This is a genomic window from Micromonospora cabrerizensis, assembly GCF_022230955.1.
Taxonomy (GTDB): domain Bacteria; phylum Actinomycetota; class Actinomycetes; order Mycobacteriales; family Micromonosporaceae; genus Micromonospora; species Micromonospora cabrerizensis.
Window position 1 is genome coordinate 142,996 of record NZ_JAKKFI010000046.1, and the last position, 20,058, is coordinate 163,053.

Genomic DNA, 20,058 nt, shown 5'->3' on the forward strand with positions numbered 1-20,058 from the left:
GTCGAGCCTGGGGGCGCTCATGAAATGGATCGCGGCGCGGTCGACACGGTCATCACCACCACGCCGCTCACACGCTGATGGCGCAGGTCCAGGAGAACGAACGGAACAACGCGGCACGGACTGCGCCGAGCAGCACCGGCATGTGGCCGTCGCTGCTCGGCGCACCCCACACGGTCAGCCGGTCCTGGTGGCGAAGGGGCCACCGTCGCCGAACGCGAGCCGCGCGAAGTTCTCGGCGATGCGGCGATGTGCAGCAGGGTCGGGGTGGACCTCGTCGGGTAGCGGGAGTTCGGCGTAGTCCGCCTCGCCGTACAGGTCCCGTCCGTCGAGGTAGTGCAGGTTCGGGTCGTCGGCCGTGCGCTGTTCGACGATCCGGGCGAGTTGATCACGGATGACGTTGAGCGTCAGCCGCCCAGCGCTGCGCTCGGCCGGATCGCCCGTGGCCTTGAACCGCAGGGTCCCGCCCTCGAAGTCCGGGACGAGGGGGCCGGGCGTGTCCTCCTGGACCGGGCACAGGATGGCGGACACGACCAGCAGAGGTGTGGTCGGGTGCCCCTCGCGGACAGTGTCGAGGAAACCGTGGACCGCGGGAGCGAAGGCGCGCAGACGCATCACATCGCTGTTGACGATGTTGATGCCGATCTTGACACTGATCAGGTCCGCCGGGATGTCCCGCATCGCGCGGGCGGTGAACGGGTCGAGCAGCGCGCTCCCGCCGAACCCCATGTTGACCAACTCCACACCGCCCTCAGCCGCGGCCAGGGCCGGCCAGATGGCGCTGGGATGAGCGGCGTTCGAGCCGTGACTGATGGAACTGCCGTGGTGCAGCCACGTCCTGCGCCCGCTGGGCGGGGCCTGCTCAACGGGCGCGTCGGTGCGCAGCGCGATCAGTTCGGTGATCTCCGTATGCGGAAGCCAGATCTCGATGTCCTTCTCACCCGCCGGCAGATCCGCGAAGCGGGCGGTGCCGGCCGGCCCCTCGGTCAGCACCGAGGTTTGGGTGAACATGTCGGCAACGGTCCGGACGTTGCCCTCGGGCACCGAGGCCTGCGCGGCCAGGCGGCCGTTGACCAGCAGGTCGTAGACGCCGTCCGCCGGTGGTGGGAAGCCTTGGTAGACCCGTTTGGTGGGTAGCGTGTCCAGTTCGATCGTGGTCGCCCGAGTACGGAACGCCAGCCGGACACCGGAGGGCTGGGCCTCGGCCATGGCCAGTTGGTCGTCGGGGATCTGCCGGCGCGCCTGGGTGGTCAGCCGATGCGGCAGCAGACCGCGCGCCGTCGCCTCCACGTCGACAAAGCCGCGCAGGAGGTCCGCTGTGACCGGGGTGGTCCATTGGTGTTCGGTGGTCATTGCCTCAAGCCTTTCGACCGAATCTCGGTATTCATCGGCGCGCCGCGTAGCGAACCGCTTGCGGCGGTGCGGCCGTTGCCCGGGTCAGGTAGTGCTGCGGTTGCGTAACAACGAGTCGAGCGAATCCACGATCCAGTCCCAGGATTCCTGGGCAGCGGGGGCGCTGTGTTCGAAACCACCGGCCAGTTCCAAACTGACGTAGCCGTGGAAGACGCTGCCCAGCATTCGGACCGCATGTGTCGCGGCCGGCTCGTCCAAGTCGTAGCCCCGCAGGATCGCCCGGGCCATCTGGGCGTGCCGGACACCAGCGCTGGCGGCCGCCGTTTCCGGATCGAGCCGGAGCCGGGCGGCCGCATACCGGCCCGGGTGCTCCCTGGCGTACTCGCGGTACGCGTCAGCGAAAGCGGCCAGGGCGTCCCTGCCGGCACGACCAGCGACGGCGTCGGCGACGCGATCGGCGAGTTCCTCGAGCGCGAACAGCGCGATGCGGATCCTGAGGTCCTGCGAGTTCCTCAGATGCGAGTACAAGCTCGGGACCTTGACGTCGAACCGCCGGGCGAGCGCCGAGATGGTGACCGCGTCGAAGCCGGCCTCATCGGCCAGTTCCGCCCCCGCTCGGGTCAGACGCTCCGGCGTCAGCCCTGGTCTTTCCATCACCCTCCTCCTAACTGCCTACACCTACTATGCTCCTGCCTAATAGGTATAGGCAAACCAGCCCCGCAGCTCGGGAGCAACGGACCGAACGAGAGATCTGGAAGGCGTGCGCCTGGCCGTCGGTGAGCAGTGGCGGACGTTCGATCCGGCGGCGCCGCAGGGTCAGGTGATCACCAGGTGAGGTCGACGACCTCGTGCGGGCGCTTCCCGGCGCTCGGGCTCGTGCTGGTCAGCGAACTCACCCGCCGCGGTTGGGTGGTCGCCGCCGCCACCCCGCGCAGCGGCGGCGAGCTACAAGCCACCGCCGACGCATCGCAGGGACACCGTCACAGGCGGCCTGGCTAGTAGCACTTCGTCAGGCGCCATCGCCGCTCTCAACACCCTGGTGATGACTGTCCTCGACCGCCGCCGGTGAGCTGGGCGCACTACGCCTGGTCGGGGCCCTACGTTCCCCCGCTGGCGTGGGGGTCCCTCGCGGTCGCCGCCGTCGGACTGGTTCTGGTCGCGGTCGTCGTGCCAGCCCGAGCGATCCTGCGCCGGTGATGGACATGTGCACACGGGGTGGCGGCCGGCGTCATGCCGGCCGCCAGCCCCCGCCGTGCCTGCAAGCCGGTTGTTGGTGGCCCAGCCACAGCAGGGTGTCGGCGCGCGATCACCTGACATTGCTGCGGGCGAACTAGGTAGTTCTTGCCGATGTGTAGCGGTTGCCGTCTTGGCACGATCGCTTCTGCCGGGTGTGGATCTAGCGGCTCGCTCAGGCCCGGCGTTCCGATGGTCAGTGACCGCAGAGAGGCTTCACGATGGAGAACATTACGGACACCGACGAGGCCGGTATTGACGTGTCGGCCCCGGTGGTCAGCCGCCACAGCGTCACGGTGACCGCGTCGCCGGACACTGTGTGGCGGATCCTCACGGACATCGACGCATGGACGACCTGGCTGCCGGAAATCCCGTACGCACGCGTGGAAACACCCGGTCCGCTCGCGCCGGGCTCCGTGTTCCGCTGGTCGGCCGCGGGCATGGAGATCGAGTCGACGATCGTTCAGGTACGACCGCGGGAACGCCTCGTGTGGCGGGGATACGGTGACGGACCGGACGGGGTCCTCGGCGTCCACGTCTGGGCGCTCACGCCGGCCGGCGACGGTGTGGAGGTGTCGACCGAGGAGTCCTTCGCCGGCCCGCCTGTCGATGCCGACCCCGCGCCGTTCCAGGAGGGCCTCGACACCACCCTCGCCAGGTGGCTGGAACGACTCAAGGGCACCGCCGAGGCGGTGACCACCTCGTGAGGAGTCGCGTGTTCGCCGCTGCGGCGGCAGTGGTCGTGGCCGGCCTCGTGGGCGCCGCAGGTGCGCCGGCTCGGGCCGAGGTCAGGCCCGATGTCGGCTCCGACCACGCGACGGTGCGATGTGCGGGACGGACTGTCGACACCGCGGCGAGGATTCGCTATCGGACGGAGACGACGATCGACGCTCCGCTACGGACCGTCTGGCACCTGCAGACCGACGTGGAACGTTGGCCGTCGTGGCAGAAGCCGGTTTCCTCCAGCAAGCGGCTCGATCGTGGCCCACTGCGTCCCGGTTCATCGTTCCGATGGACGACACCGGTCCCCGAGACCGCGCTGAATCCCGCCACCACCCTCGTCGTCACGTCCACCGTCCGGCAGCTTCAGCACCGGAAGTGCCTTCGATGGACCGGCCCGGCGGTCGGTGCGGGGCTGCGCATCGACGAGGGGGTTCACGTCTGGACGTTCACCGAGATCGACGGTCGGGTTCTCGTGCGTACCGAGGAGACGTGGCGCGGTGACCAGGTGGAGCAGGACGTCGGTTTCTCCACCGAGGCTCTCGCGGCGGGCCTGGAGACGTGGCTGACGGAGCTGAAGACGCGTGCCGAACGGGAGTGTGATCGAGCCCGACGCCCGGCGCTGACGTGAGCCGGCGGCCCCGCCGGTCTGGTACCGGCGGGGCCCCTTCATTGTTCGGTCGGCCGGCTCCGTCAGTGGAGGAGTTCTCGTAGCTGCCGGCGTGAGGTGATGCCCAGTTTGCGGTAGAGGTTGCGCAGGTGGGCGTCGATCGTTCGCGGGCTGACGAACAGCAGCGCGGCGACCTCCTTGGTGCCTGCGCCGGAGGCGACCTTGCGGGCGACGAGTAGTTCGCGGGCGGTCAGCCCCGCGAGCGGATCGGCGTCGTCGGTCAGGGTCGGCTCGCCGATGGCATCCAGTTCGCGGGCGGCGCGGCCGGCGAACCCGCGCGCGCCGATGGTGGAGAGCAGTTCGTACGCGGCGCGCAGTTCCACCCGCGCCTCGGCGCGGCGGCCGACCCGTCGCAGCCAATGTCCGTAGAGCAGTCGGGCACGCGCGTAGTGGACCCGCATCCTGCTCCCGGCGAAATGGCCGATCGCCGCACGGTAGTGGTCCTGCGCGCCGAGCCCCGGGTCGAGCAGCGCACACGCCAGCAGATGCGCGCCCGTCGTCCACGCGTTCGGGTTGACCCGTGCGACATCCCCGATCCAGTCAGCTGATTCCTTGGCTTCTTCGGGACGTCCGACGTACGCGGCGGCTTCAACCAGCTCATGGTGGAAGCCGGTGACCGCGTACGCGCCGCGCCGGTGCTGGTCCCGTACGAGCAGCAACGCGTCGAGCGCGGCCTCATGATCGCCGCTGCCGTTGCACAGCACGCTCTCCGCGTAGTGCAGCGCGGTGAAATTCACCCCCACCCAGCCGCGCAGCTTCTCCCGGATCTCGCGGAACCGGTCGACGTCCCCGCTCCATGCGGCAAGCATCAGGTCGGACCCGACGAGGTTGGACGTCCCGGCGGCCTCATCGACCGCACGCGCCTCGATGATGCAGACCTGCGCGTCGGCGAAGCGGCCCACGATCGTCCGGGCTGCCGCCTGGAAGCGCAACGCATGGGGAAGGATCGCGTAGGCGCCCTGTGCCCGGGCGAGTTCCACCTGACGGTCGGCGATCTCCTCCATGGCGTCGCTGTCACCGAGGTCGACGCTCAGCACGCAGGCGCGTTCCATCCACCACGGATCCGCCTCGGACGTGCGGGCGTGGTTCCGGAACGCTTCGACCGTGCGGCGCATCAGGGGCATCGCCAAGTCCACCGGGCGGAGGTGCTGCTCGACCAACGCCTGCAGCAGCAGGTCGACCGGGCGTGGCGGCTGACGCTGGGGCACCCGTTCCCCGATGTGCAGGGCCAGCCGCCGCAACCTCCCCGGTTCGTCGACGCTGAACATCAGCGACGCGAACGCCTCCAGGTAGGTCTCGCGGACCTCATCGGGCCCCATGCCGTCGGCCGCCTCGATGAGCGCGATCGTCGCCGGGATACTGCGCGCCACGTGATAGTCGATCGTCGCGCGTAGCAGTCGCGCGGCGCGGCGGTCGACGGGATCCGGCTGGAGACGCTCGGCCTCGTCCACCAACCCCCGGGCGGCAGAAGGTTCCCCCGAACTCATCCGCGCCCGGGCCGCGGCCAACAACCGGCGGGCCTGGCGCGACCGACCGGGCGTCAGTCGGGCCGCGCGCTCGAGAAACGCGGCCACGGCCGCGAATCCGCCGCGACGCTGTGCCCGCCCGGCCGAACGCTCCAGCTCGGCCGCGGTCTCCTCATCCGGGCCGGTGATCGCGTTCGCCCGGTGCCAGACGCGACGGTCGGGATCGACGTCGGCGTCCGTACCGGCGGCGAGCGCCGCGTGTGCCCGCCGGCGCGCCCCGGCGCCGGTCGACCGGTACACCGCGGAACGCGCCAACGGATGCCGGAAGTGCACCCGGGGCCCGGTCACCAGCAGGCCGCTGTCCTCGGCCGCGGTCAGGTCCGCGGCGTCCAGCCCCTGGAACGCCATCGCACGCCGCAGCAGAACGAGGTCACCTGTCGGCTCCGCCGCGGCCAGCGCCAGAACCGAGCGCGTGGGCGCCGGCAGCCGCAGGAACCGACTCACGAACCGGTGCTCCACGGCGCGGTGCCCGGCGTTTCCGGGTAGCCCGAACGGTCCGGCGTCGCGGGCGAACTCCACCAGGGCAAGAGGGTTGCCGGCTGCTTCGGCGAGGATCCGTTGCACGATCGCTGCCTCGTGGCCGAAGGGTGCCCGATACCGCAGCAGGGTGAGGGCTTCCGAATCGGAGAGCCCGGTGAGAGTGAGGGCGGGTAGGCGACCGAGCTCCGACACCGAGGCGGCGTCGCGGGCAGCGAACACCATGGCGACCCGCTCCACGGCCACGCGTGCCGCGACGAAGGCCAGTACCTGCCGCGAGCCGGCGTCGATCCACTGCACGTCGTCGACCGCGCAGAACACCGGCCTGCGCCGGCCTACGGCACTCAGCAGGCCCAGGACGGCCAGCCCGACCAGCATCGGGGTCGGCGTGACACCGGCCCGCAGCCCGAACAGCGCGTCGAGCGCGCTCCGCTGCGGTACGGGGAGCCCAGCGCGGTGCTCGAGCACGGGCGCGCACAACTGGTGCAGGGCGGAGTAGGGCAGTTCGCTCTCGAACTCGACACCACCGACCCGCAGCACCTGCCATCCGTCGAGCCACGAAGCGGCCGCACCGATGAGCGTCGACTTGCCGATCCCCGCGTCACCGAGAACGAGCATCGCCCCGCCACGGCCCCGCGCCGCGGCTGCCGTCGCCGAGGCAATCTCGCCCAGCTCCGCCTCACGAGCGACGAAAGTTCCGGATGTGTTGTCTGTCATCGACTTCTGCATGTCGCCGGACGAGTGGTGGTGGGGGTCGGTGTGGTGCCCACGGCGGTGTCGGTAGCGGCCCGACCGATGGTATCCGCAACAGTGCACCGATCGGGTCGGCCGCCGGGTTCGGAATCGGCGCTCCTACGAGGGCAACTCGAACAGTTCCAGCTGGATGCCGTCGGGGTCACGGAGATAGAGGATCTTCGTCCCGGCCAGCGTCCCCGCTTCGACGCCATCGCCGTCCTGGAGCACGACCGGGTCGGCGTTGACGTGCACGCCCCGCTCCACCAGGTCGCGGTGCGCCGCGTCGAGGTCGTCGACCTCAAAACACAGGTGCATCACCCCAACATCACAGTTGCGCCCGGTGAAGGGCCTCGGCTGCGGGCTGTCGTACTGGATGAGTTCCAGAAGGACGTTGTCACCGGCCAGCGCGAACGACGCCCGCATCGACGCTTCCTCGACCTCGACAACCGCACCGATCGCCGGGTTCGTCGCCGCGATCGTCACGCCGTTCGGCGCGATGCCGAGGACGTCCTCGTACCACCTCACCGACCGCGCCAAATCGCTGACCGGCACTCCGATGTGATGCATCCTGGTCACTCTGCTCATGATCCCCATCCTGAAGGGACGAGCCACCACTGTGGAAGACACAGATCTTCCGCGTACCACTGGTACCACCCAGCGATGGCGGATCATGGGGTTCATGAATGACCTCGGAGCCGCGCTGCGGGCCTGGCGGGATCGCACGGACCCGGCCACGGTCGGTCTCACGAACGCATCACCTCGCCGCGTCGCCGGGCTACGGCGCGGTGAGCTGGCAGCACTGGCCGGCATTTCCCCCGAATACGTGGCACGCCTCGAACAGGGCCGGGCCGCCACACCATCGGCGCAGGTGGGCACCTCCCTGGCCCGCGCGCTACGACTCTCCGACGACGAGGAGGCGCACCTGATGCGCCTTGCCGGCTTCGCCGCGGCCCCGGACCGGATACCCCACCTGATCCCCAGCAGCCTGCACCGTGTCATCGACCACCTCGACGACACCCCGGTGGCCGTCTACGACGCCGTGTGGCGGCTGCTGCACTGGAACCGGCTGTTCGCAGCCGTCTTCGGCGATCCCGCCGGCGCCACCGCCGACGAGCGCAACGCCTTGATCGTCCAGTTCGAATCCCGAAACCCCCGAGTCCGCCAGACCGACACCGAGCGCGCCTACTTCGAGCAGTCGTTGGTGGCCGACCTGCGCGCGACCAGCGCCCGCTATCCAAACGATCCCGACGTGGCGGCACTGATCTCGCGCATGGCCGGGAACGACAGGTTCTGCCACCTCTGGGCCCTCCGCGCGGTGGCCCATCACGAGAGCGCGCACAAGACCGCCGTACACCCGGACGTGGGCGCGATCCCGCTGGACGCCAACGTCCTGACCACCCAGAACACCGACCTGCGCCTCGTGGTCCTCACGCCTCGGTCCGACACCACCGCTCGCGAGAAGCTGGATCGACTGGGTTGACGAGACCGGATCCGGACCTCGAGGCCGCTCAGGCAATAGGCGGCGTCCGAACTCGCCCGTCACCGCGTGCGCGTTGACCCCCGCCGCATGTGGATCCCGAGAGGGCGGCCGGGCTGCCCGGCGCGCCTTCCAGTGCTTGATCGAGCAACCGCACATCGGCAGTTCCGGGCGTCGCGCCTCGGGGCACCGAACACCGAGCGTGACGGCTCGTCGCCTGCCTGCGCCCACGACCAGCGGTAGGACCAGATGCTCGATGCCGACCTTCGGACTGCATCCTCATTCAGTCCGGGGCAGCGTGGGCGACAGCGCGGCTCGGTCACCGGGGAGTTGGGAGCCTGGCGATGTCGACCATGAAGCCCGTCCGACCCGTCCCGAAAGACGATCCGTAACCGGACACGGTGTGCGGGTCACGACGCAGCTCGGAGGGTATCGAGCCGGCGCAGGTCGTCGTCGGACAGGCTCAGGTCGGCTGCGGCGACGTTGGAACGCAGGTGGCGGACGCTGGTGGTCCCCGGGATCGGGATGACCGGCACGCCGTGTACCTGCTGCCGGTGGTGCACCCAGGCCAGTGCGACCTGCCCGCTCGTAGTGTCGTGTCCACTGGCGATCTCGCCCAGTGCGGCGCGTAGGCCGCTCGCTGTTTGCTCGTCGGCTGTGCTCGGAGGCTGGTGGAGGAGTCCATGACCGTTTGGGGAGTGGGCCACGACGACCACTCCGAGGTCGGCCACGGTGGGCAGCAGCTCATGCTCGATGTCGCGCTGCACCAGTGACCACTGCTCCTGGAGCGCCGCGATCGGGTGAACGGCGTGTGCGCGGCGTAGGTCGTCCGCCGTCACGTTGGACAGGCCAAGGGCGCGAACCTTCCCCTGGTCGACCAGCTCGGCCATGGCTTCGACGGTTTCCTCGATCGGAACCCTGTCACTGCGATGGTGCAGATAGTAGAGGTCGATCACGTCGACACCGAGCCGTCGCAGGCTCGCCTCGCTCGCCTGCCGCACGTACGACCGGTCAGCCCGTACATCGAAGCCGCCGGCCAGCTCACCTCGCCATACCAACCCGAACTTGCTGGCCAGCAGCACCTCATCACGGCGCCCTCGGATTGCCCGGCCGACCAGCTCTTCATTCTGGTAGGCATCTGCGGTGTCCACCATCGTGACGCCCGCATCGAGGGCGGCGTGGACCACCGCCACCGGGTCACGGTCGGTGCCGTCGGCGGTTCCATCGCGCAACCTCATCGCGCCGAATCCCTGACGGCCGAAAGTATCGCGACCCATGGATAGACGCGTTCCCATCTCGGCACCTGGCATGACCCACACCCTAAAACCTCAACCGCAATTGAGGTCCAGTCCATTAGCGGTGCCCGGTCCCCGCCAGCTCGACCAAGGAACCAGAAAGCGGCGCCGGTGATGATCGGCGCCTCGCGCCTTTCGTGGAACCTGTACGTAGAGTAATGCCGCAGTGTTCATCGTCAGATGAGTCGATAGCCGAGAGGGCGTGGGAGGTTCGGATGCTCGTTGCTGTCGTCGTACACCCGACCAGGCCGCAGGCCGCCGAGACGGCGGACATGGTGTCGCGGATCTGCGCCGAGCACGGCGCGGCGTCGCAGGCCCTGAATGTCTGGCAGGACGAGCAGAGCCCCGTCGACGTGCTGGCCGGCATGGCGCAGCGACCGCAGCTCGTCGTCACGATCGGCGGCGACGGCACTCTTCTGCGCGGATTGGCCGTCGCCGTCGAGGCCGACGCACCCGTTCTCGGTGTGAAGGCCGGCCGGGTCGGTTTCCTCACTCCGTTCGCCGCGGCGGACCTGCCGAAGGTGCTCGGCGCCGCCCTGACCGGCCGCGCACCCATCCAGGAGCGCATGCTGCTCACCCTGCGGGCGTCGCGACCGCTGCAGGTCCCACCGGAGCTTCAGACCCTGCTGCGCTACGGCCGCGGCCCTGATCCCGTCCCGCCCCTACCCCGGCCGGGCGCGCCTGACCAGGTGGGTTGGGGAGTCCCGTTGGGCCTGAGCGCCCTCAACGACGTCGTGTTCGAAAAACTCGGCCGAGACCGGCAGACCAGCGTGGCCGTGTACCTGTCCGGGCGGCTGTTCGCCACCTACTCCGCCGACGGCGTCATGGTCGCCTCACCGACCGGCTCCACCGCGTACTCTTTCGCCGCAGGCGGACCGGTCCTCTCGCCGCGGCTCAACGCCCTCGTATTCACGCCGGTCGCCCCGCACATGGCGTTCAACCGCAGCATGGTCACCGCCCCGGACGAACCCGTGGGTGTACAGGTGCTCCCGCGATCGGGTCAGGTCACCGTCGTCGTCGACGGGCGCGTACACGGCATTCTCGACCCCGGCGACTGGGTCTCCGTCTACCCCGCCCGACGCCGCGCGAAGCTCATCGTCGCCGACGTCGACGACTTCTTCGGCCGCCTCCGGGACCAGTTCTCGCTGGCCGACGCGCCTGCCGCCCGCGCCGACACCGACAGCCAACCCCCGCTGCTGGTCTACCGGCCGGATCTACCGGTGCCAGAGGATCTGCAACACCTGCACCTACCGAGATAGAAAGACCGTGGGGCGCAGGATACGAAGGCTCCTAACGCACTAGTAGCGCTCCGGTGAGGCGGTGGTGGAACGCCGGGGCTACGGGCGAGCGGTTGCCGCAGCGCCGTCCACGTTGTCGCGCCGAACAGCGTTAGCGTGAGGACCACGATGATGATCATGGGCCGCCCAAGCGTCAAGGGAACTGGCACCTCTTGAACGTCCCGCCGACGGAGCGAGGGAGCCTGCTCCCGCAGGTGAACTTTGCGCAAACGACGGAATGCCGAGCGGATGTCCGGGGCACTACCCGCGCAGACACTGAAGACGACGTGCGAGGTGTGTGATGACCGAACCCTCAGCCAGTAGCGGTCTCGTCGACCCGGAGATCGCCCTGCAACGCCAGGTCGAGACGCTGAAACAACGATTCCCGGATGCTGACGAGAGCGAGATCTCCGTCCTCGTGCACGAAACGCACCAGCGCCTCAAGGACAGGGCAAGCATCGACTCACATCTGGTCGCCCTGACCGAGAAGCAGGTGACGGAAGAACTGCACAGCGCCGGTGGAACCGTTCACATCCGTGGCGACAAGGCCTGAGCACAGGCACGAGTGCGATCGGCGGGTGGCGTTTCGCAGGCCGTTCGACGTTCCCGCGAGGGGTCGCTGTGGTGGTGGACACGATGCCGCTGCTTGACCGTCGCTTACGGCCGGGTGCGACGTAGCGTTGAGGGCTGCCCAGGGCGATCCGCATGCCGCGCGCCTGGTTGACGCCGATCCGCAAGACGAAAATGGTGAACGCCGGGTGCCCGTGACGAGTGAACCCAAGATGGTCGCGCTACCGCCGTCAGCTGCCGCACCGACGATCCCGGCGGTGTTCCGATCCGCCTCGGCCCCTGCCCGCCGCACGCTGGTCGACATTCTCGACGACTCCGTGCGCGCGCACGCCGACGCAGGTGCGCTCGACAGCGGTGCCACCATACTGACGTACCGCGACCTGGCCGATGAGGTCGAGGCCGTCCGAAGGTCGCTCTCCGAGCACAGCATCGGTGTCGGCGACCGTGTGGGTGTCCGGATCTCCTCCGGTACAGCCGAGTTGTATTTGGCAATCCTCGGCGTTCTCGCGGCGGGCGCGGCCTACGTGCCGGTCGACGCGGACGACCCCGAGGAACGCGCCGAGCTCGTTTTCGCCGAGGCGGGGGTCGTTGCGGTCCTCGGTGACGGGTTGGCGGTGTCGCTACGTCGTACCCCCGCGGGTCGGACGGGTCGGCCCGGCCCGGACGACGACGCCTGGATCATCTTCACCTCCGGGTCGACGGGCACCCCGAAGGGGGTGGCGGTCAGCCACGGCGCGGCGGCGGCATTCGTGGACGCCGAGGCGGGGTTGTTCCTCGCCGACGAGGCGAGCGAGGCGATCGGCCCGCGGGATCGGGTCCTGGCCGGGCTGTCGGTGGCGTTCGACGCGTCCTGTGAGGAAATGTGGTTGGCGTGGCGGCACGGCGCATGTCTGGTGCCGGCCGCGCGGTCGCTGGTCCGCAGCGGTGTCGACCTCGGGCCGTGGTTGGCCGAGCAGCGCATCTCAGTGGTGTCGACGGTGCCGACGCTGGCTGCGCTGTGGCCCGTCGAGGCGTTGGAGGAGGTCCGGCTGCTGATCTTCGGTGGGGAGGCCTGCCCGCCGGAGCTCGCGCAGCGCTTGGCCGTCGAGGGTCGCGAGGTCTGGAACACGTACGGGCCGACCGAGGCGACGGTGGTCGCGTGCGCCGCGCGGATGACCGGCGAGGGTCCGGTGCGCATCGGGCTACCGCTGGCCGGCTGGGATCTCGCCGTGGTCGACGGCTCCGGCGCGCCGGTGGCGATGGGTGAGACCGGCGAGCTGGTCATCGGCGGGGTGGGTCTCGCCCGCTACCTGGATCCGAGTAAGGACGCCGAGAAGTTCGCGGCGCTGCCCGCACTCGGCTGGCAACGGGCGTACCGCAGCGGTGACATCGTCCGGGCGGAGCCCGAAGGGCTCCTGTTCGTCGGGCGCGGTGACGAGCAGGTGAAACTGGGCGGACGTCGGATCGAGTTGGGTGAGATCGACGCCGCGCTGCAGTCGCTGCCCGACATCGCCGGTGCCGCGGCGGCGGTGCAGCGCACCGCCGCGGGCAATCAGCTGTTGGTGGGGTACGTGGTTCCGCACGACGGCGTCACGTTCGATGCGGCGACGGCAGCGCTGCGCATTCGTGAGCAGCTACCGGCCGCGCTCGTGCCGCTGCTGGCGGTGGTGGATGCGCTGCCGACTCGGACGTCCGGCAAGGTGGATCGGGCCGCGCTGCCCTGGCCGCTGGCCACCCCGCAGGAGACCGCGGGTGAGCTGACCGCGACGGAGGAATGGCTCGCCGGCGGTTGGGCGGAGATCCTGGGCGTACGCCCCACCGAGGCGGACGCGGACTTCTTCGCCCACGGCGGCAGCAGCCTGAACGCGGCGCAACTGGTGGCATGGATTCGGCGCCGGCACCCGCGCGTCTCGGTGGCCGACATCTACCTCCACCCGAAAGTGTCGCGGCTCGCCGCCGTGCTCGACGCGCTCGACACCACGGCGGCGACACGCCTGGAGGTCCGGCCGACGCCGAGGCGCGCCGGGCTGTTCCAGGCGGCGATGATGGTGCCGATGCTGGCGCTGGTCGGGCTGCGCTGGCTGACCGTCCTGGCTGCCCTCGGCAACGTCTTCGCCCTGCTCACCCCGGCACCCTGGGCACCGGTCGTGTCCTGGTGGTGGGTGGCACTGGGCTGGCTTCTGCTGTTCAGCCCGCTCGGCCGGATCGCCCTGGCCGCCGGAGGAGCCCGACTGCTGCTGCGCGGGGTGCGCCCCGGCAGCTACCCGCGCGGTGGCGGCGTGCACCTGAGGCTGTGGGCCGCCGAACGCCTCGCCGAGTTGACCGGTGCCACCAGTGTCGCCGGAGCATCATGGATGATCACCTACGCCCGGGCTCTCGGCGCGCAGATCGGGGCCGACGTCGACCTGCACGCCGCGCCGCCGGTGACCGGCCTGCTGAAGCTCGGCCGCGGCGCGGCGATCGAGCCGGAGGTCGATCTGTCCGGTTACTGGATCGACGGCGACGTCGTCCGCATCGGCAGAGTCCGCGTCGGTGCCGACGCCCGGGTCGGCTCCCGCAGCACCCTGATGCCGGGTGCTCGGGTCGGCAAGGGCGCCCGTGTCGCTGCGGGCTCGACGGTGGTCGGCGCCGTACCGGCCAACCAACACTGGGCCGGCTCACCCGCCGCAGCCGCAGTTGCCAAGGATTCGGACGGGTGGCCTGGGCAGCGTCCCCCTCGATCGCGGGCGGGCGCACGCCTCTGGCCGCTCGCGTACGGGTCGACCGCCCAGTTGCTGGGGCTGGTTCCGGTCGTGGCCGCCCTGCCGGCGCTCGCCCTGCTCGGCTGGACGCTCGCCACCCGACCAACGGTCGGCGCTGTGCTGGCCACCGTCGCGGTGGCGACCGTCGTCTACGTGGTGGGCTATGCGCTACTGGTGCTCGGGGCCGTCCGGGCACTCAGCATCGGCCTGCTCGCCGGGTACCACCCGGTGCAGGGGCGGGTGGCGTGGCAGGTCTGGACGACCGAGCGGCTGATGGGGATGGCCCGGGTGGGGCTGTTCCCGCTCTACGCCAGCCTTTTCACACCGGTGTGGTTGCGGCTGCTGGGCGCCAAGGTGGGGCGCGGGGTGGAGGCATCCACTGTGCTCGCGCTGCCGGCGATGACCACGGTCGCCGACGGGGCCTTCCTGGCCGACGACACCATGGTCGCGACCTACGAGCTCAGTCACGGGTGGCTGCGCGTCGCTCCGGCCCGCATCGGTAAGCAGGCGTTCCTCGGCAACTCGGGAATGGCTGCGCCCGGACGTTCGGTGCCGAAGCGGGGCCTGGTCGGGGTGTTGTCGTCAGCCCCGTTCAAGGCGAAGAAGGGTTCCTCCTGGCTCGGCGCGCCGCCGATGCCGCTGCGCCGGACCGCGGAAGTCGCCGACACCAGCCGCACCTTCGACCCACCGGTCCGGCTGAGGTTGGCCCGCGCAGCGATCGAGCTGTGCCGGATCGTCCCGGTGATGTGCGCCGGCGCCCTGGCGATCGGCGTCCTGGCCGTACTCGCGCTCGTCTGGCAGGCCGCCGGGTGGTGGGCGGCCGCTCTCGCCGCCGGACCGGTGCTGCTGGGTGCGGCGGTCGTCGCCGCCGCCATCGCGACGGCCGCGAAGTGGCTGCTGGTCGGGCGCTTCCGGGTCGCCGAGCGCGCGCTGTGGACCTCCTTCGTGTGGCGCAACGAGCTCGCGGACACGTTCGTCGAGGTCCTCGCCGCGCCATGGCTGGTCCGTTTCGCGACCGGTACGCCGCTGCTGACCGCGTGGCTGCGCACGCTCGGTGCGAAGATCGGCCGGGGCGTCTGGCTGGAAACCTACTGGCTACCGGAGTACGACCTGGTGCACCTCGGCGATGGCGCGACGGTGAACCGCGGTTGTGTGGTGCAGACCCACCTGTTCCATGATCGTGTGATGAGCATGGACCAGGTGACACTGGGCGCGGGAGCCGCGCTGGGCCCACACGGCATCATCCTGCCGGGCGCGAGCATCGGGGCGCGGACCACCGTCGGGCCCGGTTCACTGGTGACCCGCGGCGACGCCGTGCCGTGTGACAGCCGGTGGTTGGGCAATCCGATCACCACCTGGTCGGCGCCAGCGGCACGGTCGGCATGAATCGGAAGGCGGCGTCGGCGTCGGCCGGCGCAACGCCCGGCGCCAGTCGCTCCGGCGACTCCTACCTGCCCGAGCACGGCAACGGCGGCTACCGGGTGCGGCACTACGACCTCGACCTCGACTACCGGGTCGTGTCGAACCGGCTCGCTGGCCGGGCGGACATCACTTCTGTGGCTTCGCAGTCACTCTCTCGGTTCACTCTCGATCTCGGTCGGCTGCGCGTTCAGGACGTCCGAGTGGACGGGCGCCCGGCGAAGTACCTGCACCGGCCGGACAAGCTGCAGATCAAACCGGAGCGGCCGATCCGCGCCGGGGACACCTTCCGGGTGGAGATCCGGTACGCGGGAAAGCCGATGCCCATCTCCGGGCGGTGGGGCGAGCTCGGGTGGGAGGAACTCACCGACGGGGTGCTCGTGGCCAGCCAGCCGAACGGGTCGCCGTCGTGGTTCCCGTGCGATGACCAACCCGGTGCCAAGGCCACCTTCCGGGTGGCAGTCACAACCCCCTCCCCGTACACCGTCCTGGTGACCGGCGATCCCGTACTCCGTCAGCGGGGTGCGGGCAGCACGACCTGGGTGTACGAGCGCCGCGAGCCCACCTCGCCGTACCTGATGAGCGTGCAGATCGGACGCTACGAGATGGTTGATCTGGCTGTCGGTGAGGTGGCGCAGCGCGCGGCGGTCCCGCCCGCGCTGCGCCGGAACGCCGCTCACGACTTCGGCCGGCATGGCCAGATCATGTCGGCGCTACAGCGACTCTTCGGGCCGTACCCCTTCCGGGAGTACGTCGTCGTGGTCGCCGACGACGACCTCGATGATCCGGTCGAAGCGCAGGGCATGGCGGTCTTCGGGCGGAACCACGTCGACGGGCGGCGCACGCACGAGCGACTGATCGTGCACGAACTGGCCCACCAGTGGTTCGGCAACAGCCTCACGGTGGCGGACTGGCGGCACATCTGGCTCAACGAGGGCTTCGCCACCTACGCCGAGTGGCTGTGGTCCGGCGTCTGCGGCGACCTGCCAACAGACGCCCTGGCCGCGCAGTGGTACTCGTGGGTCGCGGCTCGCCCGCGCCACGTCGTCGTCGCAGATCCCGGCGTCGACCGGATGTTCGACCCGCTGGTCTACAAGCGTGGCGCGCTGACGGTGCACGCCCTGCGGAAGAGGATCGGCGACGAGTCGTTCTTCACGCTCCTGCGGGCCTGGGTTGCCGAGCACCCACACGCGACGGTGACGACCGAGCAGTTCCGTCTGCATGCCCAGCGCTTCGCCCGGGAGCCCTTGGACGGCCTATTCGCCGCCTGGCTCGACAGCCCGACGCTGCCTCCACCACCTCGCTGACCAACCCGGACGCGACCGCTTCCCGAAACCGAGTGCCGGTCCCGGCACCTCGAATCGACAGTCATCGACCGCCCTGCGGTGACCCGCCGCTGCGACTGGGCGAGCTCACCGTCGAGCACCGCGCCGACCGGGACTGCGGCCCGGATCGCCCGGGTGATGTCTACTGGCGACGCCGGATATCGGAATCGCCGGAAGAGCGTTGCCCGCTGCCAACGCCGGTTCACCGTCACTCCCCAAGCGCCCGCTCTACACCCGGGTACCAGGCCCGCGGGCGTGGCTGACCACGTTCAACTCGACACCGTCGCGCACGCCCATGTGCTGCAACGACTGCGGACCGGTGCGCAACCCGACAACCTCCTCAGCCGCTACCAGGTGCACGGCCCGCAGATCCACATCGGAGTCGATGGAGGCGAATCCGTACAGATGCGCACCGCCGACGGCGGCGAACAGCAGCGGACGGGCAGGGCGCAGACTACCTCGGCGGCCCACGGCGGCCAGAATGAGAGAACGCCCGCGTGGGCGCCACGTACACACCACGCCGGTCGTAGTCGGAGGCCAGGTCATGGAGTCCGTACGCCCGCGACCCGACCACAACGGCGAGAACCGCATGCCGCTCGACAAGCTGCCGTCAGGTGTTGTTCACCCTGTCCAGGGCTAGCGCCATCGATGCCTGGGCTTGCTCGAGTGTGTCGCCGGCACCAACCGCAAGGTCCCGCAGGTACCCGCAGAACTCGTCGTCAAGTGGGCGGGCTGACGTGAGGAAGCCGGCAAGTTCGAGGCTGACCAGCCCGTGGAGCTGGCACCACGTGTGTTGGGTGATGGACCAGGGGTCGGCGGGACGGAACCGGCCCGTCTGGATGCATCGGGTGACGGCATCCCGGGCTACGCGCAGCGTGTAGAGACCGAGTTGTCGGTCTTCTTCTGACAACTGGAACCCTGCGATGCTTGAACCGCCGAACATCACGGCGTACAGGTGAGGCGCCAAGTGCGCGGATCGCCGGTACGCGATTGCCAACTGGAAGCTGTCAGCGACGGGATCGTCGCTGGCCTTCACCGTCGCCAACCGGTCGGCCAGCCGGGAAAAGCCTTCCCGGATGACGGCCCTCACCAGGCCGGGCATGCCGTCAAAGTACGTGTAGATGGCCATCGTGGACGTGCCTGTCTCGCGTGCCAGTGCCCGCGCGGACAGCGACCGGGGTCCCTGCTCGGTCAGCAGCCGAGCAGCGACTTCGACGAGTTCCTGCCGCTGATCAGTACTCGCTCTTGACACGAGTTCATCATAACGGTGTTATTGGCATAACAGCGTTATGAGGGGAGGGCGGCATGTTCGGTGCGGCTCGGATCCGGGCACGGATCCCGCGACTTGCCGAAGCGCAGGGAGACGACTGGGGAACGGTGGCCGGCGGCGGAGAGCCCCTTCGGCTGGCTGTGCTCGGCGACTCCGCGGCGGCCGGGGTCGGTGCTGCCGACCATCAGACGGCCTTGGCCGGTCAGACTGCGGCTGCGCTCGCCGCATTGACTGGGCGGCACCTGTCCTGGCGGGTCGTGGCACGATCGGGAGCGACGGCCAGAACGATCCGAACAGACCTGATGGACGGCATTACAGATCCACACACGCGATGGAGCCCGCAGGTGGTCCTTGTGGTGGTGGGGGTCAACGATGCGGTCCGGCTGCGGCGGCCCCGCCGGTTTCGGAGCGATGTCGAGCTTTTGGTGGCGGTGATTAGGCGTCGGGTCGGTGCCCCGATCCCTGTGCTTTTGGCGGGGCTGCCCCCCGTGCACCGCTTTCCCGCCCTGCCCGCGCCAGTGCGGCTGCTGCTTGGGACGCACGCGCGCCGGCTGGACCGGCAACTCACCGGCGTGGCTCGACGGGACAAGAGCGTGTTCCACTTGCCGGTCGGGCACCTGCCCGTCGAACGAGACGACTTCTACGCCTCGGACCGCTTCCATCCCGGTCCAGCTGGATACCGCGTGTGGGGCCGAACGCTGGCTGCACAGACGGCCACGATCCTCGAGGCGGTCCTGCCGATGGCCGCGGAATCGGATGGTGCCCACCAGCAGGACGGCCACACGTACGACGCGACCGCGGAGGAAGCCAGCCGTTGGGTGTAGTTCAAGGACACCGCGCCGACTCTGACCTGCGGCAATGCGGAGCCGCAGGATGGGGTGGGTGCAGTTGTTCGCCGTTCGATGCCGTTGGACGCGGTTCAAGGCCGCTCACGGCACCCCGCTGCTCCCAACCCGCTCCCCTCCCCCAACCCGGACTCCCGGTCGCCTGCGGCGCATGCGGATCCGGTGGCCGGCGCCCCGACGTCTTGAGCACCGTCAGCGCCGACGCGCAACACCGCCACCACCCGTCGTCGCGCCGGGCCGTCCTCGCCCAGGGCCGGCTTCGTGGCGGACCCGACACCGTTTGGGACGCCGGCTGCGGTGAGACGCTCGGGTCGGTCGCACCAGGTCGTCTCGGGCAGGTGGAGACGGCGGTCGTTCATCGCCCGCCCCGCAGGTGAGACGTAGGCCAGGAACACCCCGACCTGGCTGTTCTCCACCCGACCGGCAGTGCCGGTGTACTGCCGCTGCACCCCGGACCGAGCACACGCCCTCCTCCAAGAACCCGGTCTCGTCGGTGACCAGCACGGCGTCGGGATGGCCGAACTGCTCGATCAGCCACGCCCGAACGTCGTCGCGGGCGGCGTCGGCGTCCCATACCGCCGTACGCAGCAACCGCTGCATCGCCTGCGGTGGCACGCGGCCACCGCACGACCTTCGGTTATCTTCACAAACCGTCAATGATCAACGCGGTGGCCGTCTCCATGCCCACGCCACGCCAGCGCCAAAGCCAAGTGACGTTGAAGTATTAGGCTGGGAAGCCCGGCTCTCCCGGGCTTCCCCAACAGTGACGAAGGGTTTACGGGCCGGCGATAACGACGTTGCCGGCGCCGGGTCGGTACATGAGCAGCTGGTCCGGGCCTCCCTCGTGATCCATGTCGTAACTAATCACCTGGTCGTCGGGGTTCCTCAGGTCAAATCCCGCCACGCCCTGACGTGCCTGAAACACGGCCGCGAAGGTGTCGTCGGGTTTGTGTTGGACAATAAACATGACGCCCTTCCCCGGCCGGTAGAGGGCTAGGTGGTCCAGGTTGCCGGTCTGCTCGTGGTCGAAGGCGACGATCCGGTCCTGCGGCTCTGTGAGGTTGAACCCGCCGATGCCGGCGGTTGCGGTGCGGTAGACGGGCCACATGGTGCCATCGGGTGCCTGCGTGACGATGAAGAGTGCGCCCT

General features: G+C 69.8%; 15 protein-coding genes and 3 pseudogenes. 8 read left to right on the forward strand and 10 right to left on the reverse strand.

Features of this window, described 5'->3' with window-relative positions; genetic code table 11:
• Positions 1 to 174: 174 nt before the first annotated feature.
• Positions 175 to 1,350 carry a GDSL-type esterase/lipase family protein gene (locus LADH09A_RS06585; protein WP_238643953.1) on the reverse strand — a complete coding sequence of 392 codons (1,176 nt, stop codon included), beginning with the start codon at positions 1,348 to 1,350 and terminating at the stop codon, positions 175 to 177.
• An 84-nt stretch (positions 1,351 to 1,434) separates the two neighbouring features.
• Positions 1,435 to 2,004 (reverse strand): TetR/AcrR family transcriptional regulator, encoded by a 570-nt coding sequence (locus LADH09A_RS06590; protein ID WP_238643955.1) that lies wholly within the window; start codon positions 2,002 to 2,004, stop codon positions 1,435 to 1,437.
• An 800-nt stretch (positions 2,005 to 2,804) separates the two neighbouring features.
• On the opposite strand from LADH09A_RS06590, the gene LADH09A_RS06595 reads away from it, so the two are divergent.
• Both LADH09A_RS06595 and LADH09A_RS06600 read left to right on the forward strand, forming a co-directional pair.
• Entirely contained in the window at positions 2,805 to 3,290 is a 486-nt protein-coding gene (locus LADH09A_RS06595; RefSeq protein WP_238643957.1) for an SRPBCC family protein, read from the forward strand.
• Positions 3,291 to 3,403: 113 nt separating this feature from the next.
• Positions 3,404 to 3,934, forward strand: a complete 531-nt coding sequence (locus LADH09A_RS06600) for an SRPBCC family protein (protein WP_308194484.1) — start codon at positions 3,404 to 3,406, stop codon at positions 3,932 to 3,934.
• A 62-nt stretch (positions 3,935 to 3,996) separates the two neighbouring features.
• Here LADH09A_RS06600 and LADH09A_RS06605 read toward each other — a convergent pair whose 3' ends face one another.
• Both LADH09A_RS06605 and LADH09A_RS06610 read right to left on the reverse strand, forming a co-directional pair.
• Positions 3,997 to 6,693 (reverse strand): AAA family ATPase, encoded by a 2,697-nt coding sequence (locus LADH09A_RS06605; protein WP_238643960.1) that lies wholly within the window; start codon positions 6,691 to 6,693, stop codon positions 3,997 to 3,999.
• 135 nt (positions 6,694 to 6,828) lie between these two features.
• Positions 6,829 to 7,392, reverse strand: a complete 564-nt coding sequence (locus tag LADH09A_RS06610) for a VOC family protein (protein ID WP_238643962.1) — start codon at positions 7,390 to 7,392, stop codon at positions 6,829 to 6,831.
• Here LADH09A_RS06610 and LADH09A_RS06615 point away from each other — a divergent pair.
• Positions 7,391 to 8,191, forward strand: a complete 801-nt coding sequence (locus tag LADH09A_RS06615) for a helix-turn-helix transcriptional regulator (RefSeq protein WP_238643963.1) — start codon at positions 7,391 to 7,393, stop codon at positions 8,189 to 8,191. The two genes, LADH09A_RS06610 and LADH09A_RS06615, sit on opposite strands and share 2 nt — an antisense overlap.
• A 407-nt stretch (positions 8,192 to 8,598) precedes the next feature.
• On the opposite strand, the gene LADH09A_RS06620 is transcribed toward LADH09A_RS06615, so the two are convergent.
• Positions 8,599 to 9,498, reverse strand: coding sequence for an aldo/keto reductase (locus LADH09A_RS06620; protein WP_238643964.1), 900 nt, complete (start codon positions 9,496 to 9,498; stop codon positions 8,599 to 8,601).
• 200 nt (positions 9,499 to 9,698) lie between these two features.
• Between LADH09A_RS06620 and LADH09A_RS06625 the strand changes: the two genes are divergently transcribed.
• The 4 genes from LADH09A_RS06625 (at position 9,699) to LADH09A_RS06640 (ending at position 16,776) form a co-directional block, all read left to right on the forward strand.
• A complete protein-coding gene (locus LADH09A_RS06625) occupies positions 9,699 to 10,742 on the forward strand; it encodes an NAD(+)/NADH kinase (protein ID WP_238643965.1) in 1,044 nt (347 codons plus the stop codon).
• A 319-nt stretch (positions 10,743 to 11,061) separates the two neighbouring features.
• Entirely contained in the window at positions 11,062 to 11,313 is a 252-nt protein-coding gene (locus tag LADH09A_RS06630; protein WP_238643967.1) for a three-helix bundle dimerization domain-containing protein, read from the forward strand.
• Positions 11,314 to 11,542: 229 nt separating this feature from the next.
• Entirely contained in the window at positions 11,543 to 15,436 is a 3,894-nt protein-coding gene (locus LADH09A_RS06635; RefSeq protein ID WP_238643983.1) for a Pls/PosA family non-ribosomal peptide synthetase, read from the forward strand.
• Positions 15,433 to 16,776 carry a M1 family metallopeptidase gene (locus LADH09A_RS06640; RefSeq protein WP_238643968.1) on the forward strand — a complete coding sequence of 448 codons (1,344 nt, stop codon included), beginning with the start codon at positions 15,433 to 15,435 and terminating at the stop codon, positions 16,774 to 16,776. Before LADH09A_RS06635 ends, LADH09A_RS06640 begins: the two co-directional genes overlap by 4 nt.
• Positions 16,777 to 17,049: 273 nt before the next feature.
• Here the strand turns inward: LADH09A_RS06640 and LADH09A_RS06645 are convergent.
• The 3 genes and pseudogenes from LADH09A_RS06645 to LADH09A_RS06655 form a co-directional block, all read right to left on the reverse strand.
• Positions 17,050 to 17,240: pseudogene (locus tag LADH09A_RS06645) on the reverse strand (DNA polymerase beta superfamily protein); the annotation flags it as partial.
• A 35-nt stretch (positions 17,241 to 17,275) separates the two neighbouring features.
• Positions 17,276 to 17,368: pseudogene (locus LADH09A_RS06650) on the reverse strand (DNA polymerase beta superfamily protein); the annotation flags it as partial.
• A 36-nt stretch (positions 17,369 to 17,404) separates the two neighbouring features.
• Entirely contained in the window at positions 17,405 to 18,046 is a 642-nt protein-coding gene (locus tag LADH09A_RS06655; RefSeq protein WP_238643972.1) for a TetR/AcrR family transcriptional regulator, read from the reverse strand.
• A gap of 53 nt (positions 18,047 to 18,099) precedes the next feature.
• Between LADH09A_RS06655 and LADH09A_RS06660 the strand changes: the two genes are divergently transcribed.
• A complete protein-coding gene (locus LADH09A_RS06660) occupies positions 18,100 to 18,888 on the forward strand; it encodes an SGNH/GDSL hydrolase family protein (protein ID WP_238643974.1) in 789 nt (262 codons plus the stop codon).
• A 95-nt stretch (positions 18,889 to 18,983) separates the two neighbouring features.
• Here LADH09A_RS06660 and LADH09A_RS32040 read toward each other — a convergent pair.
• Both LADH09A_RS32040 and LADH09A_RS06670 read right to left on the reverse strand, forming a co-directional pair.
• Positions 18,984 to 19,524, reverse strand: a pseudogene (locus LADH09A_RS32040) (transposase).
• 160 nt (positions 19,525 to 19,684) lie between these two features.
• Positions 19,685 to 20,058, reverse strand: a 374-nt coding sequence (locus LADH09A_RS06670; RefSeq protein ID WP_238643976.1) for a hypothetical protein, incomplete at its 5' end; no start/stop codon positions are given.